This window comes from Embleya hyalina (assembly GCF_003967355.1).
Taxonomy (GTDB): Bacteria; Actinomycetota; Actinomycetes; order Streptomycetales; family Streptomycetaceae; genus Embleya; species Embleya hyalina.
Genome location: NZ_BIFH01000017.1, coordinates 114,010 through 130,437, shown reverse-complemented (window position 1 = coordinate 130,437; position 16,428 = coordinate 114,010). Strand labels below are relative to the sequence as shown.

17 protein-coding genes are annotated in these 16,428 nt (G+C 68.3%); 16 read left to right on the top strand and 1 reads right to left on the bottom strand.

Annotated features, from left to right (window positions below; all coding sequences use genetic code 11):
• Positions 1–217 precede the first annotated feature (217 nt).
• The 12 genes from EMA17_RS13960 (at position 218) to EMA17_RS13905 (ending at position 10,497) form a co-directional block, all read left to right on the top strand.
• Positions 218–1,573, top strand: coding sequence for an MraY family glycosyltransferase (locus EMA17_RS13960; protein ID WP_126637314.1), 1,356 nt, complete (start codon positions 218–220; stop codon positions 1,571–1,573).
• A 194-nt stretch (positions 1,574–1,767) separates the two neighbouring features.
• Entirely contained in the window at positions 1,768–2,172 is a 405-nt protein-coding gene (locus EMA17_RS13955) for a Cg1360 family ATP-synthase-associated protein (protein ID WP_126637585.1), read from the top strand.
• 118 nt (positions 2,173–2,290) lie between these two features.
• Positions 2,291–2,473 carry an AtpZ/AtpI family protein gene (locus tag EMA17_RS13950; RefSeq protein WP_078975432.1) on the top strand — a complete coding sequence of 61 codons (183 nt, stop codon included), beginning with the start codon at positions 2,291–2,293 and terminating at the stop codon, positions 2,471–2,473.
• A gap of 87 nt (positions 2,474–2,560) precedes the next feature.
• Positions 2,561–3,376, top strand: a complete 816-nt coding sequence (gene atpB, locus EMA17_RS13945) for a F0F1 ATP synthase subunit A (RefSeq protein WP_078975431.1) — start codon at positions 2,561–2,563, stop codon at positions 3,374–3,376.
• A 76-nt stretch (positions 3,377–3,452) separates the two neighbouring features.
• Positions 3,453–3,686, top strand: coding sequence for an ATP synthase F0 subunit C (gene atpE / locus EMA17_RS13940; RefSeq protein ID WP_174861358.1), 234 nt, complete (start codon positions 3,453–3,455; stop codon positions 3,684–3,686).
• 62 nt (positions 3,687–3,748) lie between these two features.
• Positions 3,749–4,276 carry a F0F1 ATP synthase subunit B gene (locus EMA17_RS13935; protein WP_246126684.1) on the top strand — a complete coding sequence of 176 codons (528 nt, stop codon included), beginning with the start codon at positions 3,749–3,751 and terminating at the stop codon, positions 4,274–4,276.
• Positions 4,276–5,091: a F0F1 ATP synthase subunit delta gene (locus EMA17_RS13930; RefSeq protein WP_126637312.1), complete on the top strand. Its 816-nt coding sequence runs from the start codon at positions 4,276–4,278 to the stop codon at positions 5,089–5,091. Before EMA17_RS13935 ends, EMA17_RS13930 begins: the two co-directional genes overlap by 1 nt.
• A 145-nt stretch (positions 5,092–5,236) precedes the next feature.
• Positions 5,237–6,880 (top strand): F0F1 ATP synthase subunit alpha, encoded by a 1,644-nt coding sequence (gene atpA, locus EMA17_RS13925; RefSeq protein WP_126637311.1) that lies wholly within the window; start codon positions 5,237–5,239, stop codon positions 6,878–6,880.
• A gap of 20 nt (positions 6,881–6,900) precedes the next feature.
• Positions 6,901–7,809 (top strand): F0F1 ATP synthase subunit gamma, encoded by a 909-nt coding sequence (locus EMA17_RS13920; RefSeq protein ID WP_126637310.1) that lies wholly within the window; start codon positions 6,901–6,903, stop codon positions 7,807–7,809.
• Between the two features lie 5 nt (positions 7,810–7,814).
• Entirely contained in the window at positions 7,815–9,263 is a 1,449-nt protein-coding gene (gene atpD, locus EMA17_RS13915) for a F0F1 ATP synthase subunit beta (RefSeq protein ID WP_126637309.1), read from the top strand.
• A 207-nt stretch (positions 9,264–9,470) separates the two neighbouring features.
• Complete coding sequence (locus tag EMA17_RS13910) at positions 9,471–9,842, top strand: F0F1 ATP synthase subunit epsilon (protein ID WP_078975425.1); 372 nt, start codon at positions 9,471–9,473, stop codon at positions 9,840–9,842.
• Positions 9,843–9,921: 79 nt separating this feature from the next.
• On the top strand, positions 9,922–10,497 hold the full coding sequence (locus tag EMA17_RS13905) for a DUF2550 domain-containing protein (RefSeq protein ID WP_126637308.1): 576 nt from the start codon (positions 9,922–9,924) through the stop codon (positions 10,495–10,497).
• A 16-nt stretch (positions 10,498–10,513) separates the two neighbouring features.
• Here EMA17_RS13905 and EMA17_RS13900 read toward each other — a convergent pair whose 3' ends face one another.
• A complete protein-coding gene (locus tag EMA17_RS13900) occupies positions 10,514–11,086 on the bottom strand; it encodes a cob(I)yrinic acid a,c-diamide adenosyltransferase (protein WP_126637307.1) in 573 nt (190 codons plus the stop codon).
• A gap of 88 nt (positions 11,087–11,174) precedes the next feature.
• Here EMA17_RS13900 and murA point away from each other — a divergent pair, with 88 nt between their 5' ends.
• From murA to EMA17_RS13880, 4 genes are all read left to right on the top strand, one after another.
• Positions 11,175–12,455 (top strand): UDP-N-acetylglucosamine 1-carboxyvinyltransferase, encoded by a 1,281-nt coding sequence (gene murA, locus EMA17_RS13895; protein ID WP_126637306.1) that lies wholly within the window; start codon positions 11,175–11,177, stop codon positions 12,453–12,455.
• A gap of 112 nt (positions 12,456–12,567) precedes the next feature.
• Positions 12,568–13,416 (top strand): 3-hydroxyacyl-CoA dehydrogenase family protein, encoded by an 849-nt coding sequence (locus EMA17_RS13890; RefSeq protein ID WP_126637305.1) that lies wholly within the window; start codon positions 12,568–12,570, stop codon positions 13,414–13,416.
• A gap of 172 nt (positions 13,417–13,588) precedes the next feature.
• On the top strand, positions 13,589–13,894 hold the full coding sequence (locus tag EMA17_RS13885) for an STAS domain-containing protein (RefSeq protein ID WP_126637304.1): 306 nt from the start codon (positions 13,589–13,591) through the stop codon (positions 13,892–13,894).
• Between the two features lie 283 nt (positions 13,895–14,177).
• Positions 14,178–16,145: an ethylmalonyl-CoA mutase gene (locus EMA17_RS13880; protein ID WP_218042848.1), complete on the top strand. Its 1,968-nt coding sequence runs from the start codon at positions 14,178–14,180 to the stop codon at positions 16,143–16,145.
• Positions 16,146–16,428 lie beyond the last annotated feature (283 nt).

Here is a 16,428-nt window from a genome sequence, read left to right as displayed (position 1 = left end):
CCTATGAGACCGACGGGCCACAATCGCCCTCCGGGGTGGCTGGGATCAGGGTGTTTGTGGTTACGTGTGGGGCGACGGGCCGGTGGTGGCGCCACCGAGCTTGGTGCGATCGTCCCTCGCCGGTGCAGGTTCGGCGATTCTCCCGGTGAGCGGCGGCACGTCTAGTCTGATGCCCGTGCTGCCGCTGGGATGTGTCGAAGCCGGGGACGGTTGAGTCTTGCGCGAATACCTGCTCACGCTGTTCGTCGCCGCCGCGGTGACCTACCTGCTGACGGGCGCCGTCCGCCGCTTCGCGATCGCCGCCGGGGCGATGCCCGAGATCCGCGCGCGCGACGTGCACAAGGAGCCGACCCCGCGCCTGGGCGGGTTGGCGATGTTCGGCGGATTGTGCGCGGGTCTGCTGATGGCCCGGCATCTGCCGGTGCTCTCGGAGGTGTTCACCGCCTCGACCGACGTGCAGGCGCTGCTGTCCGGGTGCACGCTGATCTCGGTGCTCGGGGTGATCGACGACAAATGGGGCGTCGACGCGATCATCAAGCTGCTCGGCCAGGCGCTCGCCGCCGGCGTGATGGTCTGGCAGGGCATCGTGATCCTGTGGTTGCCGATCCCCGGCTACGGACCGGTCAGCCTGACGCCGACCCAGGGCACGCTGTTGACCATCGGGATAGTGGTCATCACGATCAACGCGGTGAACTTCGTGGACGGCCTGGACGGTCTCGCGGCCGGGATGGTGTGCATCGCCGCACTCGCGTTCTTCGGATATTCGTACCGATTGTGGTTCGGTTACGGTGTCTCGTCGGCGGCGGCGCCGACGCTGTTCAGCGCGCTGTTGATCGGCATGTGTGTCGGCTTCCTGCCGCACAACCTGCATCCGGCGCGCATCTTCATGGGGGACTCGGGGTCGATGCTGATCGGCCTGATGCTCGCCGCGTCGGCGGTCACCCTCACCGGGCGGATCGACCCGGAGGCGATCACCGCGCAGAACGGCGGTTCGATGGCCTTCACCACGCACAAGCTGGTGCCCGTCTACATTCCGCTGGTGTTGCCGTTCGCGGTGCTGATAGTGCCGCTGATGGACCTGGTGATGGCGGTCGGCCGGCGCGGCTGGGCCGGGCGCTCGCCGTTCGCGGCGGACAAGGGCCACCTGCACCACCGGCTGCTCGAGATCGGCCACTCGCACAGTCGCGCGGTGCTGATCATGTATTTCTGGTCCGGGCTGATCGCGTCGTTCACGGTGCTCATCTCGGTGCGGCCGGAACGGCGTCCGATCGTCTACACGGGACTGGCGCTGATCGCCATCGGCCTGGTGTTCCTGATGCTTCCGCGGTTCAAGCCGCACGTGCCGACGGAGCTGCACAACGTGGTTCCGCCGCGCTATCGGCGGCTCCGGCGCGGGAGGCGCGGGGCGAACGTTCCGGTCGACGGGATGGTTCCCGGCGAATCAGACGGCGTACGGCTGAACGGAGCAACCGCCACACCCGCAACAGAGTCCCCTGGAAATCCCACGGACCCCTCCCGACCTGCGCATTTGCCTGCGGGGAGAGGGGCGCGAAAGGGTGGTGGAGGGCTGTGAGCTTGTACACACGAACGGGTAAAGCTCTGCTCAAATAGTTTGTGATATCGTTCACGAACCAGGATCAATGGCCGATGAACCCTCAGCAACGAGGGTTCGGACTTTCACGGCCAATCCCGAGCGTTGCGTCGCCCCGAGCGTTGCTCGGACGACTGATCCGCCCCCTGCCCCCCACTGATGCCGGAGTCACCGACATGCAGGCCAACGACGTCCGCCTTCTCCGTGGTTCGGTCGTGCCCACGACCGCTGCCGGAGTGATCGCGGCAGTCGCGGCTTTGCTCGCGGCCGGTGGCAAAGGACTTCTCGGCGCGGTGTTCGCCACCGTCGTCGTCCTGGCCTTCTTCGTGATCGGCCAGGTCGCGATCGGTCGGATCTCGCGCGACAACCCCATGATGATGATGAACATGGCGTTGTTCACCTACATCGTGCAGATCCTGCTCCTGGGGTTGGTTCTGTTCCTGTTCAAGGACACCGAGGCGTTCGACACGAAGGTGTTCGGGCTCACCATCCTCGGGGCCACGCTGGTCTGGGTCGCCTCGCAGGTGTGGGTCTTCACCCGGCTGAAGATCGCCTATGTCGAACCGGAAGGAGAGCGATGACATACGCACAGCGCCCCTCCGGGCCGGCGCGGTGTTCAGCCTCGCCGCCGGTACTGCTAATGTCCGGGGCGTCATGAGCGAGAGAGGCCCCCGTCCACCGGACCGAGAGAATCGGGCGATGGACGGTGCCGCATGGTCGAGTGTCGGTTATCTGCTGAGCGGCATGCTCATCTACGGCGGCATCGGCTGGCTGATCGACCGGTGGACCGGCCACTCCGCACTGTTCCTGCCGATCGGCCTGGTCGTCGGAATCGCTCTGGCCCTTGTTCTGGTCTTTGTCCGCCACGGCAGGTCCTCCTGACCGGGCCCTGTTGCGTGCCGCTCCGTGGCCCCTCGCCACGCCGACACATCGAGGTAGCCGAAAACATGCTTCACGACGAAGGAGTCGGTGGTGACTGCTGACGTCCAGACGCTCGCCAGCGAGAGCGGATGTCACCTGTTCTCCGGGTGCGGCTTCCCCTCGCCCGGGCTGAACGTCTTCGAGTTCAAGCCGATCTTCTCCATCGGGGCCTTCGACTTCACGAAGCCGATGTTGCTCGCGCTCATCTCGATGCTGCTGGTGATCGGCTTCTTCTGGAGTGCGTTCGCCAAGCCCAAGATGGTGCCGCGCGGCGCGCAGAACGTCGGCGAGTTGGGCTACCTGTTCGTTCGCGACAACATCTCGCGGGAAACGATCGGCAAGAAGGGCGACCCCTACGTCCCCTTCCTGTTCTCGATCTTCTTCTTCGTCTGGGTCATGAACGTGATGGCGATCATCCCGTTCGCCCAGTTCCCCGCGACCTCGCGCATCGCCTTCCCGGCATCGATCGTCGGCATCGTGTGGGTGACCTACCTGGTCCTCGGCATCAAGAACCAGGGCTTCGTCGGTTACTTCAAGAACATGATGTTCCCGCCCGGTCTGCCGAAGGCGATCTACTTCCTCCTCGCCCCGATCGAGCTGCTGCAGGGTCTGATCACCCGGCCGTTCACGATGGCGGTCCGACTGTTCGCGAACATGTTCGCCGGACACATGCTGATCGTGACGTTCAGCGTCGGCGCCTGGTATCTCCTCGGCTTCCACATCGGGGCGCTCTACTCGGCCACCTCGTTCATCGTGGTCGTCGTGCTGACCGCGTTCGAGCTGATGATCCAGGCGCTGCAGGCGTACATCATCACGCTGCTCGCGGCGTCCTACATCTCGACGTCGCTCGAAGCCGAGCACTGAGAGACCCACAGACCTTTCTCTCCTCGACCGTCGTCCGGTGGATCGTCCATCGGCCTCGAAAAAAGGATCAGTTCCCATGATGAACCTCGCCGCCGACGGCGTTTCAGGCAGCCTCGGTTCCATCGGTTACGGCCTCGCCGCGATCGGCCCCGGCATCGGTATCGGCATCATCTTCGGTAACGGTGTCCAGGCGATGGCCCGTCAGCCCGAGGCCGCCGGCCTGGTTCGCCAGAACATGCTGCTCGGCTTCGCCCTCGCCGAGGCGCTCGCGCTCATCGGCGTCGTCATGCCGTTCGTCTACGGCACCTGATCAACCCGCTACGGACGGAAGGTCCTCACACCGTGATTGACTTCGCCAACAGCGAGGAGAAGATGAACCCTCTTCTCCCGCCGCTCGACGAGATCATCATCGGTGGCGTGGCGTTCCTCATCGTTTTCGGTTTCCTGTGGAAGGTGCTCCTTCCCAAGATCGCGAAGACGCTGGCGGACCGTACGGACGCCATCGAGGGCGGTCTCAAGCGCGCCGAAGAGGCGCAGGCCGAGGCCCAGGCCGAGCTGGAGCGCTACCGCACCCAGCTCGCCGAAGCCCGTCGCGAGGCCGGTCGCCTCACCGAGGACGCCCGCGAGCAGGGTGCCGTCGCCATCGCGGAGATGCGCGCCGAGGGCCAGCGGATCAAGGACGAGATCGTCACCGCCGGCCACACCCAGATCGAGGCCGACCGCAACCAGGCCCAGAACGCGCTGCGTCAGGACGTCGGCAAGCTCGCCGTCGGCCTCGCGTCGCGCATCGTCGGGGAGTCGCTCGAGGACGAGGCGCGTCAGCGTCGGGTCGTCGACCGCTTCCTCGAGGAGCTGGAAGCCAAGGCTTCCGCCGGAGCGAGCTCGGAGAAGGTGCGCTGATGCAGGGCGCCAGCAGGGAATCCCTCACCGCGGCTCGCGAGCGCCTGGACGCGCTCGCGACCGCGACCGGTACCGACATGGTCGCGTTGGCGCAGGAACTCCACTCCGTGGTGATCCTGCTCGACGACAACGTGTCGCTGCGCCGGGTCCTCACCGACTCGACGCGTTCCGGGGAGGCCCGCGCGGCCTTCCTGGCAGAGCTTCTGTCCGGTCAGATCTCCGGAACCGCGGCGGACCTGCTCGGCGGACTCGTGCGTACGCGCTGGTCGCGGCCGACCGACCTGGTCGACACGATCGCCGAACTCTCGGTGTCCGCCGAGCTGATCGCCGCAGAGCGGGACGGCAGGCTCGACGAGCTGGAGGACGAGCTCTTCCGCTTCGGCCGGATCGTGGCGGGCGAGCGCGAACTGCGTTCGACCCTGACCGACCCGGGCGTGGCGAACGAGCGCAAGGCGGAGCTGGTCTCCGGTCTGCTGGAGGGTCGGGCCCAGCCCGTCACCCGGCGACTGGTCGCCAGGCTTGTCGCACACCCGCGCAGCCGTAACCTTGAACACGGGCTCGAGTCGTACGCGCGCCTCGCCGCCGATCGCCGGCGTCGCATGGTCGCGTTGGTCACGGTCGCCCTGCCCCTCACCGAGGAGCAGCGCACCCGTCTGGCCGCGGCGCTGGGCCGGATGTACGGCCGCGAGATCCACCTCAACGTGGAAATCGATGCCGACGTCATCGGCGGGGTCCGCGTGGAGATCGGTGACGACGTCATCGACGGCACCGTGACCACACGTCTCGAAGAGGCGGGCCGACGGCTCGCCGGTTGAGACACCGGACGACAGGGGTGTCGTCGACCATCCGGGAAAACCCCCGGACCGGACCGGCGACCCCCACAGCAGCACCGCGGTTCCGTACGACAAGCGACGGACAGCGGACCGTTAACCCCACCACCTAGGAGAGCAGGGACACCAGATGGCGGAGCTCACGATCCGGCCGGAGGAGATCCGGGACGCGCTGGAGCGCTTCGTCGCCTCGTACGAGCCGGAGACTGCCGCGCGCGAAGAGGTCGGTACCGTCACCGAGGCGTACGACGGCATCGCCAAGGTCGAGGGCCTGCCCTCGGTCATGACGAACGAGCTGCTCAAGTTCGAGGACGGCACCCTCGGCCTGGCGCAGAACCTCGACGTCCGCGAGATCGGTGTCGTCATCCTCGGTGACTTCAGCGGTATCGAAGAGGGCCAGAAGGTCCGTCGTACGGGCGAGGTTTTGTCGGTTCCGATCGGTGACGGCTACCTGGGTCGCGTCGTCGACCCGCTGGGCCAGCCGATCGACGGCCAGGGCGAGATCGAGTCCGAGGGCCGTCGTGCCCTGGAACTGCAGGCCCCCGGCGTCATGATGCGCAAGTCGGTCCACGAGCCGATGCAGACCGGCATCAAGGCGATCGACGCGATGACCCCGATCGGCCGCGGCCAGCGTCAGCTGATCATCGGCGACCGGCAGACCGGCAAGACCGCGGTGTGCCTGGACACGATCATCAACCAGCGTGACAACTGGCGCTCGGGCGACCCGAAGAAGCAGGTTCGCTGCATCTACGTCGCGATCGGCCAGAAGGGCACGACCATCGCGTCCGTGCGCCGCTCGCTCGAAGAGGCCGGCGCGCTGGAGTACACCACGATCGTCGCCGCCCCGGCTTCCGACCCGGCCGGCTTCAAGTACCTCGCCCCGTACACCGGTTCGGCCATCGGCCAGCACTGGATGTACCAGGGCAAGCACGTGCTCATCGTGTTCGACGACCTGTCGAAGCAGGCCGAGGCGTACCGCGCCGTGTCGCTGCTGCTGCGTCGTCCGCCGGGGCGCGAGGCGTACCCCGGTGACGTCTTCTACCTGCACTCGCGTCTGCTCGAGCGTTGCGCGAAGCTCTCGGACGAGCTCGGCGGCGGTTCGATGACCGGTCTGCCGATCATTGAGACCAAGGCCAACGACGTGTCGGCGTACATTCCGACCAACGTCATCTCGATCACCGACGGCCAGTGCTTCCTGGAGTCCGACCTGTTCCTGCAGGGCGTGCGCCCCGCGGTCAACGTCGGTATCTCGGTGTCCCGCGTCGGTGGCTCCGCGCAGATCAAGGCCATGAAGAGCGTCGCCGGTCGACTCCGCGTCGACCTGGCCCAGTACCGCGAGCTGGCGGCGTTCGCGTCCTTCGGTTCCGACCTGGACGCCACCTCCAAGGCCTCGCTCCAGCGTGGTGCGCGCATGGTCGAGCTGCTCAAGCAGGGTCAGTTCGAGCCGTTCTCGATCGAGCTCCAGGTCGTCTCGATCTGGGCCGGCACCACCGGCAAGCTGGACGACGTGCCGGTGCAGGACATCCGCCGCTTCGAGAAGGAACTGCACGACTACGTGCAGCACAAGCACGCGGGCCTGCTGACCGGGATCGTCGAGACCGGCAAGCTGGACGACGACACCGTGGTGGCGCTCACCGACGCGGTGGACTCCTTCAAGCAGACGTTCACCAAGTTCGACGGCGAGCCGTTGATCCAGGACGTGGCGCCTGCCGGTCTGACGAAGGAAGACGTCGGCCAGGAGAAGATCACCCGTCACGTGGCCAAGTCCGAGTAAAGAACGGAGAACCCTGACCAATGGGAGCCCAGCTTCGGGTCTACCGGCGTCGGATCCGTTCCGTGTCGGCGACCAAGAAGATCACGCGCGCCCAGGAGCTCATCGCGGCGTCGCGGATCGTGAAGGCGCAGCAGCGCGTCGCGGCCTCCAAGCCGTACGCCGACGAGCTGACGCGCGCCGTTTCCGCGGTCGCCACCTTCTCCAGCACGCAGCACCCGCTGACCACGTCGGTGGAGCGGCCCACCCGGGCCGCGGTGCTGCTGGTTACCAGTGACCGCGGTTTCGCGGGCGGCTACAACTCGAATGCCATCAAGGCCGCCGAGCAGTTGATCAAACTGCTCGAGGACGAGGGCAAGACGGTGGACCGCTACGTGATCGGGTCCAAGGGCATCGCGTTTTTCCAGTTCCGCGACGTGGACCTGGCCGGGCAGTGGAAGGGATTCTCCGACCGCCCCGAGTACACCGACGCCAAGAAGGTGGCAGGTGAGCTGATCGACGCGTTCGTGACGCCCACCGACGAAGGCGGTGTGGACGAGATTCACCTCGTCAGCACCGAGTTCGTCTCCATGCTCACGCAGAGCCCGGTCGCGGTGCGGGTGCTCCCGTTGGCGGTCGAGGAGACGGACGAGCCGCCGGCCGGCGGTCCCTTCCCGCTCTACGACTTCGAGCCCTCGGCCGAGGGTGTTCTCGACGCACTGCTGCCGCGGTACGTGGAAAGCCGCATCTTCAATGCCCTGCTGCAGGCCGCCGCTTCCGAGCACGCGGCCCGCAGGCGGGCGATGAAGTCGGCGACCGAGAACGCCGAAGAACTCATCCGGACCCTTTCTCGCCTGGCGAACAACGCTCGCCAGTCCGAGATCACCCAGGAAATCAGCGAGATCGTCGGTGGCGCCAACGCCTTGGCCGACGCGACCGCGGGGAGTGATTAGACATCATGACTGCCACTGTTGAGACGGCCGCTGCCACGGGCCGCGTCGCCCGCGTCATCGGCCCGGTCGTCGACGTGGAGTTCCCCGTCGACGCGATGCCGGAGATGTACAACGCGCTGCACGTCGACCTGGACCTCACGGGCCAGGGCGAGGGGGAGGGCAAGACCACGCTCACCCTCGAGGTCGAGCAGCACCTTGCCGACGGCATCGTGCGCGCGATTTCCATGCAGCCGACCGACGGCCTCGTGCGCGGTGCCGTCGTCACGGACACCGGTACCCAGATCTCCGTCCCCGTCGGCGACGCCACCAAGGGCCACGTGTTCAACGCCCTCGGCGAGGTCCTGGACGTGGACCGGGCGAGCTTCGAGGTCACCGAGCGCTGGCCGATCCACCGCAAGGCGCCGGCCTTCGACCAGCTCGACTCGAAGACCGAGATGTTCGAGACCGGCATCAAGGTCATCGACCTGCTCACCCCGTACGTCAAGGGTGGCAAGATCGGCCTGTTCGGTGGTGCGGGCGTCGGCAAGACGGTGCTCATCCAGGAGATGATCGTCCGTGTCGCCCGTCTGCACGAGGGTGTGTCGGTGTTCGCCGGCGTCGGCGAGCGTACTCGTGAGGGCAACGACCTGATCGAGGAGATGAAGGAGGCGGGCGTCTACGACCAGACGGCGCTCGTCTTCGGCCAGATGGACGAGCCCCCGGGCACCCGTCTGCGGGTGGCGCTGTCGGCCCTGACCATGGCGGAGTACTTCCGCGATGTGCAGGAGCAGGACGTGCTGCTGTTCATCGACAACATCTTCCGGTTCACCCAGGCCGGTTCCGAGGTGTCGACGCTGCTCGGCCGGATGCCCTCCGCGGTGGGTTACCAGCCGACGCTCGCCGACGAGATGGGCACCCTCCAGGAGCGCATCACCTCGACGCGTGGTCACTCGATCACCTCGATGCAGGCGATCTACGTCCCCGCGGACGACCTCACCGACCCGGCCCCGGCGACCACGTTCGCGCACCTCGACGCGCTGACCGTGCTCTCGCGGCCGATCTCCGAGCTGGGCATCTACCCGGCGGTGGACCCGCTGGACTCGACGTCCCGGATCCTGGACCCGCGCTACGTCGCGCAGGACCACTACGACTGTGCGATGCGGGTCAAGAACATCCTGCAGAAGTACAAGGACCTCAAGGACATCATCGCGATTCTGGGCATGGACGAGCTGTCCGAGGAGGACAAGCTCACCGTGCACCGCGCGCGGCGTATCGAGCGGTTCCTGTCGCAGAACACCCACGTGGCGAAGCAGTTCACCGGGCTCGACGGTTCGGACGTCTCGCTGGCCGAGACCGTCGAGGCGTTCAACGCGATCGCCGACGGCAAGTACGACCACGCTCCCGAGCAGGCGTTCTTCATGCTCGGCGGGCTGGACGACCTCGAGAAGAAGATCGCCGAGCTCAACAAGGGCTGACGATCGCCTGATCGACGAGGGGCGGTCCCGCACGGGTCCGCCCCTCGTGTCGGTTCCCGGTACACGCCGCGCGCCGGCATCGGAAACCCGCCGGCGTTCGAGCCGGTTGGAGCCAGGCCCGTCCGGGCCACTATCCTTGGACACCACCCGCCCCTCGAGGGCGGAGGCGAAGACCCGCGTGTCTTCGACCCGACATGAGGAGCCACGTTGGCTGAGCTGCACGTCGAGCTGGTCGCGGCCGACCGCAAGGTGTGGTCCGGCGAGGCCACCATCGTCATCGCACGCACCGCGGACGGTGACATCGGCATCCAGGCCGGTCACCAGCCGGTCCTCGGAGTGCTCGAATCCGGCCCGGTGACGATCCGTCAGGCCGACGGTTCGGTCGTCATCGCGGCCGTCCACGGCGGGTTCATCTCGTTCGCGGACAACAACCTCTCGCTGCTCGCCGAGATCACCGAGCTGGCCGACGAGATCGATGTCGCCCGCGCGGAGCGGGCACTCGAGCGCGCCGGCGCGGCGAAGGACGCGGGCGCCGAGCGGCGCGCGGAAACGCGTCTGCTCGCCGCCCAGCGGCGCTAGATCCGGTAGCGGCACCCGAGCCCGGACCGACACACGGCCGGGACCACTGCTCAACGCGCGAACGAGGAGGTCGATCGGGATGGTCCTCGTCGTGCTGAGCGTGGTGTCGGCCGTCGTCGTGGTGTTGGTCGTCGGTGTCGCGGCGTTCGCGTTGCGTCGTCGACTGATCCAGCGACCGGGCGGCACCTTCGACTGTTCGTTGCGCACGCGCCCACCGGTATCCCCGGCGGGCGAAGCCGGATCCACCGCCGCGGCGTCCCCCGGACAGACTCCGGGAGGCGCCGCGTCGTCGTCCCCGGAGGGTGCCGGGAAGGCACCGGCGGACGGCGATCCGGCGGCGCCGTCGGCCGATCCGGACCACGGCAAGGGCTGGGTCTTCGGGATCGCCCGCTACAGCGGCGACCGGATCGAGTGGTTCCGGGTGTTCAGCTACGCGCCGCGCCCGCGCCGGGTGTTGCAGCGCGCGGGCATCCATGTGATCGGTCGGCGGGAGCCGGCCGGCCAGGAGGAGTTGGCGCTGCTCGCCGGCGCGGTGATCCTGGTCTGCGAACACGCCGGCGACCGGATCGAACTGGCCCTCAGCGACGACGCGTTGACCGGTTTCCTGGCTTGGCTGGAAGCGGCGCCGCCGGGACAACGGGTCAACGTCGCGTAGCGCGCCGCCGGCCGGTTCAGCGGTTGGCGCCGGGTACCCACAGCACGTCGCCGACCTCACGGTTGGCGTGCCTGGCCAGGATGAACAGCAGGTCGGACAGGCGGTTGAGGTACTTCACCGTCAGCGGGTTCATCGAGTCGCCGTGCACCTCCAGGGCCGCCCACGCGGTGCGCTCGGCGCGGCGTGCGACGGTGCGGGCCTGGTGCAGCAGGGCCGCGCCCGGGGTGCCGCCGTTGAGGATGAAGCTGCGCAGCTTCTCCAGGTTCTCGTTGTACGCGTCGCAGGCCGCCTCCAGGGCGTCGATGTAGCTCTGCTCGACCCGCAGCGGTGGATACTTCGGGTCCTCGACCACCGGGGTGGACAGGTCGGCGCCCAGGTCGAACAGGTCGTTCTGGACGCGGGTGAGCAGCGTGACGACGTCCTCGTCGAGGTTGCCGAGCGAGAGCGCGACGCCGATCACCGCGTTCGTCTCGTCCACGTCGGCGTAGGCCGCGAGCCGCGGGTCGGTCTTGGCCGTGCGCGACATGTCGCCGAGGGCGGTGGTGCCGTCGTCGCCGGTGCGGGTGTAGATCCGGGTGAGGTTGACCATGCACGCACCCTAACGGCGCGCCGGCGTCGGGCTTCGGCCCGGCTTGCCGGCGTCCGTGGGTGGCTCCCGGAATCAGTACGATTCTCCGATGGACAGGTTCCGGGTGACAGGTGGTCAGCGGCTCGCCGGCGAGGTGCGGATCACGGGCGCGAAGAACAGCGCGCTGAAATTGATGGCGGCCGCGTTGCTCGCGGAGGGCACCACGGTGCTCGAGGAGGCTCCCCGGATCCTCGACGTCGAGATCATGAGCGAGTTGCTGCGGCGCCTGGGCTGTGAGGTCGAGGGCGAGACCACCGGGACGGTGCGGATCGACGTGCCGGCCGCGCCGCGCTTCGAGGCGGACTACGACCTGGTGCGCAGCATGCGGGCCTCGATCTGCGTGCTCGGGCCGCTGCTCGCGCGCTGCGGCGAGGTGCACGTCGCCTACCCGGGTGGGGACGCGATCGGCTCGCGCGGTCTGGACATGCACATCGAGGGCCTGGTCAAGCTCGGCGCGACCGTGGAGAACTCGCACGGCGTGCTGATCGCCAAGGCGCCGAAGGGATTGAAGGGCACCACCGTCTGGCTGGACTTCCCCAGCGTCGGCGCGACCGAGAACATCCTGATGGCCGCGGTCCTGGCCGAGGGGCGCACGGTGATCGACAACGCGGCCCGCGAGCCGGAGATCGTGGACATCTGCGCGATGCTCACCGAGATGGGCGCGCGGATCGAGGGCGCGGGCTCGTCCACCCTGGAGATCGAGGGCGTCGACGGGCTCAAGCCGGTGCGCCACCGCACCGTCCCGGACCGGATCGTGGCCTGCACGTTCGCGGTCGCGGCGGCGATGACGCTGGGCGATGTGACGGTGCGCAACGCGCATCCGGAACATCTGGAGATCGCGCTCGACAAGCTGACCCTCGCCGGCGCCGAGGTCTCGCACGTGCGGGACGGCTTCCGGGTGGTGATGGACCGGCGGCCGAAGGCGGTGGACGTGGTGACGCTGCCGTACCCGGGGTTCGCGACCGACATGCAGCCGTTCTTCGCGGCGATGAACTCGATCGCCGAGGGCTCGGCGATGATCACCGAGAACCTCTTCGAGGCCCGGTTCGTGTTCCTCCAGGAACTGCTCCGGCTCGGCGCGTCGATCCGCACCGACGGGCACCACGCGATCGTGCGCGGGGTGGAACAGCTGTCCGGCGCCCCGGTGTTGACCGCCGACATCCGCGCCGGCGCGGGTCTGGTGCTGGCCGGTCTGGTGGCCGACGGGGACACCACGGTGAGCGGGGTGCACCACATCGACCGCGGCTACACCGGCCTGGAGGTACAGCTCCAGTCGCTCGGCGCGAAGATCTTCCGGGAGCCGGAGCCGGAGAGTACCTCGCGTTTCTGACGGCCCGTCAGGTGGGGGTGCGTGGATCCCGAGGCCGCTGCGGCTACGCTCCGGGCGAAGGGCGTTCGGGTGCGGACGCCGGCTCGGGATCGTGTACCGGAGAGGTTGCGCAGTGACCAAGAAGATCGCCGTCGTCGGGGCCGGATTGATGGGATCGGGCATCGCCCAGGTCGCCGCACGGGCGGGGCACACCGTCGTGCTGCGCGATGTCACCGACGCCGCGCTGGCCCGGGGTCTGAGCGGGATCGAGGCCTCGTTCGGGAAGTTCACGGCCAAGGGCACGCTGTCCGCCGAGGACGCCTCGGCGGCGCTGGCCCGGATCACCACCACCATCGACCTGGACGCGGTGGCGGACGCGGACGTCGTGGTCGAGGCGGTGTTCGAGAAGGTCGAGATCAAGCAGGGCGTCTTCCGCGAACTGGACCGCATCTGCAAGGCCGACGCGGTGCTCGCGACCAACACCTCGGCGATCCCGATCACCGAGATCGCCGCGGTCACCGGCCGTCCGGAGGCCGTGGTCGGCATGCACTTCTTCTCGCCGGTGCCGCTGATGACGTTGTGCGAACTGGTCCGCGGGTTCAAGACCTCGGACCGGACGCTGGCCGCCGCGCGGGAGTTGGCCGAGGAGATGGGCAAGACCTGCATCGTGGTCAACCGGGACGTGGCCGGTTTCGTGACCACCCGGTTGATCACCGCGCTCACCGTCGAGGCGGTCAGGCTGTACGAGGCCGGTGTGGCCACCGCCGAGGACATCGACATCGCCTGCCGACTCGGTTTCGGCCACGCGATGGGCCCGTTGGCCACCGCGGACCTCACCGGCGTGGACATCATGCGCAACGCGACGAGCAACATCTACACCGAGACCAAGGACGAGAAGTTCGCGCCGCCGGAGCTGCTGAACCGCATGGTGGCCGCGGGCGACCTGGGCCGGAAGTCCGGCAGGGGCTTCTACGCCTACTGAGCGGGTGGTGCGACGGACCGCGTGACGGGTGATGCGCAATCGGCGCATCATCCGATCAATCGTCACCGGTACGAGTGAAGTCCACTGTGATGAGTGAGGATTATCGGGTTTTGGGTGTTCTGCTGGGGAGTCGAACCGTCATCGAAACGGACGGACTCCCCAGGAGGAGACGATGCGCGTTTGGGGCGACCCGCGTGAGCTGCACCTGGAAGGTGTGCTCGACGTGCGGTCCACCGCCGACGTCCGGTTGGCGCTGCACGGCGCGCTGGACCACGGCGACGGCGACCTGATTCTCAACCTCACCCACGTGCCCGCGCTGGACACCACCGGCCTGGGTCTGATCGTCGGCGCGCATCGACGCGCGGGCCGACGCGAGCGCCGACTGGTGCTGATCGGGGTCAATCCCGACGTGCACCGGGTCCTGGTGCTGACGCGATTGCACCGAATCCTCACCCTCCGCCAACCGACCGCGGCCTGATCGGGACGGTGCGTCGACGGGCGCCGACACACTGTCAGGCAGGCCGGGAAACGACTTGCGGGCTGTGGTCGATCACACCTGTCCGGAGCGGTTACCCGTCAGTACACTCCGTGGTAAGCAGGGCCGAACCAGGCGCGGTGACAGCGGACCAGCGGGGTTGCCCAGGCCGGTAGTCGCCGAGATCCGGTCGGTCCGGAACCTCCGGAGGTATTCCGTGGCGAGCCAGACGCCCTCAGCTCAGCCCTCGCAGCCGACCCCGGTCGAGCGCGATCGCCCCTGGGTCATGCGCACCTACGCCGGTCACTCCTCGGCCGGCGCGTCCAACGCGCTGTACCGCCGCAACCTGGCCAAGGGCCAGACCGGCCTGTCCGTGGCCTTCGACCTGCCCACGCAGACCGGCTACGATCCCGACCACGAACTCTCCCGCGGCGAGGTGGGCAAGGTCGGCGTACCGATCTCGCACATCGGCGACATGCGCGAACTCCTGGACGGCATCCCCGTCGAGGGCATGAACACCTCGATGACGATCAACGCGACCGCGCTGTGGCTGCTCGCGCTGTATCAGGTGGTCGCGGAGGAGCAGGGCGCCGACGTCGCCAAGCTCACGGGCACCACGCAGAACGACATCATCAAGGAATACCTCTCGCGCGGGACCTATGTCTTCCCGCCCGGCCCCTCGCTGAAGCTGATCACCGACACGGTCGCCTACACCGTCTCGCACCTGCCCAAGTGGAATCCGACCAACATCTGCAGCTACCACCTCCAGGAGGCCGGCGCGACGCCGGTGCAGGAGATCGCCTACGCGATGTGCACCGCGATCGCCGTGCTCGACGCGGTCCGCGACTCCGGGCAGGTGCCGCCGGAGCGCATGGGCGACGTGGTCCAGCGCATCTCCTTCTTCGTCAACGCCGGAGTGCGCTTCGTCGAGGAGATGTGCAAGATGCGGGCGTTCGTGCAGCTGTGGGACGAGCTCACCCTGGAGCGCTACGGCGTGCGCGACGCCCGGCAGCGCCGGTTCCGCTACGGCGTACAGGTCAACTCGCTCGGGCTGACCGAGGCACAGCCGGAGAACAACGTCCAGCGCATAGTGCTGGAGATGTTGGCCGTGACGCTGTCCAAGGACGCCCGGGCCCGGGCGGTACAGCTGCCGGCCTGGAACGAGGCGCTGGGGCTGCCCCGGCCGTGGGACCAGCAGTGGTCGTTGCGGATCCAGCAGGTGTTGGCCTACGAGTCGGACCTGCTGGAGTACGGCGACATCTTCACCGGCTCGCATGTGATCGAGGCCAAGGTCGCGGACCTGGTGGCGGGCGCGCGCGAGGAGATCGACCGGGTGCAGGCGATGGGCGGCGCGGTCGCGGCGATCGAGTCGGGCTACATGAAGTCGCAGCTCGTCGGCTCGCACGCGGCCCGGCGGGCCCGGATCGAGGCGGGCGAGGAGGTGGTGGTCGGGGTGAACCGGTTCGAGACCACCGAGGAGAACCCGCTCACCGCGGACCTGGACGCGGCGATCATGAGTGCCGACCCCGACGCCGAGCGCTCGGCGATCGAGAAGGTCGGCGCGTGGCGGGCGGCCCGCGATCCGGAGGCGGTGGCGGCGGCGATGACGCGGCTGCGCGATGACGCCCGGTCGTGGAAGGCCGCCGACGCGGTCAACCTGATGCCGGCCACGCTGGCGTGTGTGCGGGCGGGGGTGACCACGGGGGAGTGGTCGCAGGCGCTGCGCGAGGAGTTCGGCGAGTATCGGGCGCCGACCGGGGTGTCCGGGGTGGTCGGCGTGCAGGACGGCGCCGGGCTCGCCGAGGTGCGGGGGGCGGTGCGCCGGACCGGGGAGGAACTGGGCGGGCGGCTGCGCTTGTTGGTCGGGAAGCCGGGGCTCGACGGGCACTCGAACGGGGCCGAGCAGATCGCGGTTCGGGCGCGCGATGTCGGGTTCGAGGTGGTGTACCAGGGGATTCGGCTGACGCCGGCGCAGATTGTCGCGGCCGCGGTGGAGGAGGACGTGCACTGTGTGGGGCTGTCCATCCTGTCGGGGTCGCATCTGGAGCTGATCCCCGACGTGCTCTCGCGCATGCGCGACGCGGGGATCGGTGATGTGCCGGTGGTGGTGGGCGGGATCATTCCGGCCGCGGACGCGGCGTCGTTGTCGGCGCAGGGGGTGGCGGCCGTGTTCACGCCGAAGGACTTCGGGATCACGGAGATCATGGGGCGGATCGTGTCGGTGATTCGGGAGGCGAACGGGCTGTCCGCCTGATGTAGCGGTCGGCCTCGGTGGTGTCGTGGGCCGAGGTCGGCTCGCCGTCCTCAAACGCCGGACGGGCTGATTAGGTCGGGTTTGGGCTTGAGGCGGGCGTGGGCCGAGGTTGGGTCGCCGTCCTCAAACGCCGGACGGGCTGATTAGGTCGGGTTTGGGCTTGAGGCGGGCGTGGGCCGAGGTTGGGTCGCCGTCCTCAAACGCCGGACGGGCTGGGTTGGTCGGGTTCGGGCCTGGGGCGGGCGTGGGCCGAGGTTGGGTCGCCGTCCTCAAACGCCGGACG

Coding starts and splice junctions, on each gene's coding strand:
- atpE (WP_174861358.1), top strand. CDS start 3,453: ATGATGAACCTCGCCGCCGACGGCGTTTCAGGCAGCCTCGGTTCCATC.
- atpD (WP_126637309.1), top strand. CDS start 7,815: ATGACTGCCACTGTTGAGACGGCCGCTGCCACGGGCCGCGTCGCCCGC.
- EMA17_RS13920 (WP_126637310.1), top strand. CDS start 6,901: ATGGGAGCCCAGCTTCGGGTCTACCGGCGTCGGATCCGTTCCGTGTCG.
- EMA17_RS13930 (WP_126637312.1), top strand. CDS start 4,276: ATGCAGGGCGCCAGCAGGGAATCCCTCACCGCGGCTCGCGAGCGCCTG.
- EMA17_RS13905 (WP_126637308.1), top strand. CDS start 9,922: ATGGTCCTCGTCGTGCTGAGCGTGGTGTCGGCCGTCGTCGTGGTGTTG.
- EMA17_RS13955 (WP_126637585.1), top strand. CDS start 1,768: ATGCAGGCCAACGACGTCCGCCTTCTCCGTGGTTCGGTCGTGCCCACG.
- EMA17_RS13950 (WP_078975432.1), top strand. CDS start 2,291: ATGGACGGTGCCGCATGGTCGAGTGTCGGTTATCTGCTGAGCGGCATG.
- murA (WP_126637306.1), top strand. CDS start 11,175: ATGGACAGGTTCCGGGTGACAGGTGGTCAGCGGCTCGCCGGCGAGGTG.
- EMA17_RS13885 (WP_126637304.1), top strand. CDS start 13,589: ATGCGCGTTTGGGGCGACCCGCGTGAGCTGCACCTGGAAGGTGTGCTC.
- EMA17_RS13880 (WP_218042848.1), top strand. CDS start 14,178: ATGCGCACCTACGCCGGTCACTCCTCGGCCGGCGCGTCCAACGCGCTG.
- atpA (WP_126637311.1), top strand. CDS start 5,237: ATGGCGGAGCTCACGATCCGGCCGGAGGAGATCCGGGACGCGCTGGAG.
- EMA17_RS13900 (WP_126637307.1), bottom strand. CDS start 11,086: ATGGTCAACCTCACCCGGATCTACACCCGCACCGGCGACGACGGCACC.
- EMA17_RS13935 (WP_246126684.1), top strand. CDS start 3,749: ATGAACCCTCTTCTCCCGCCGCTCGACGAGATCATCATCGGTGGCGTG.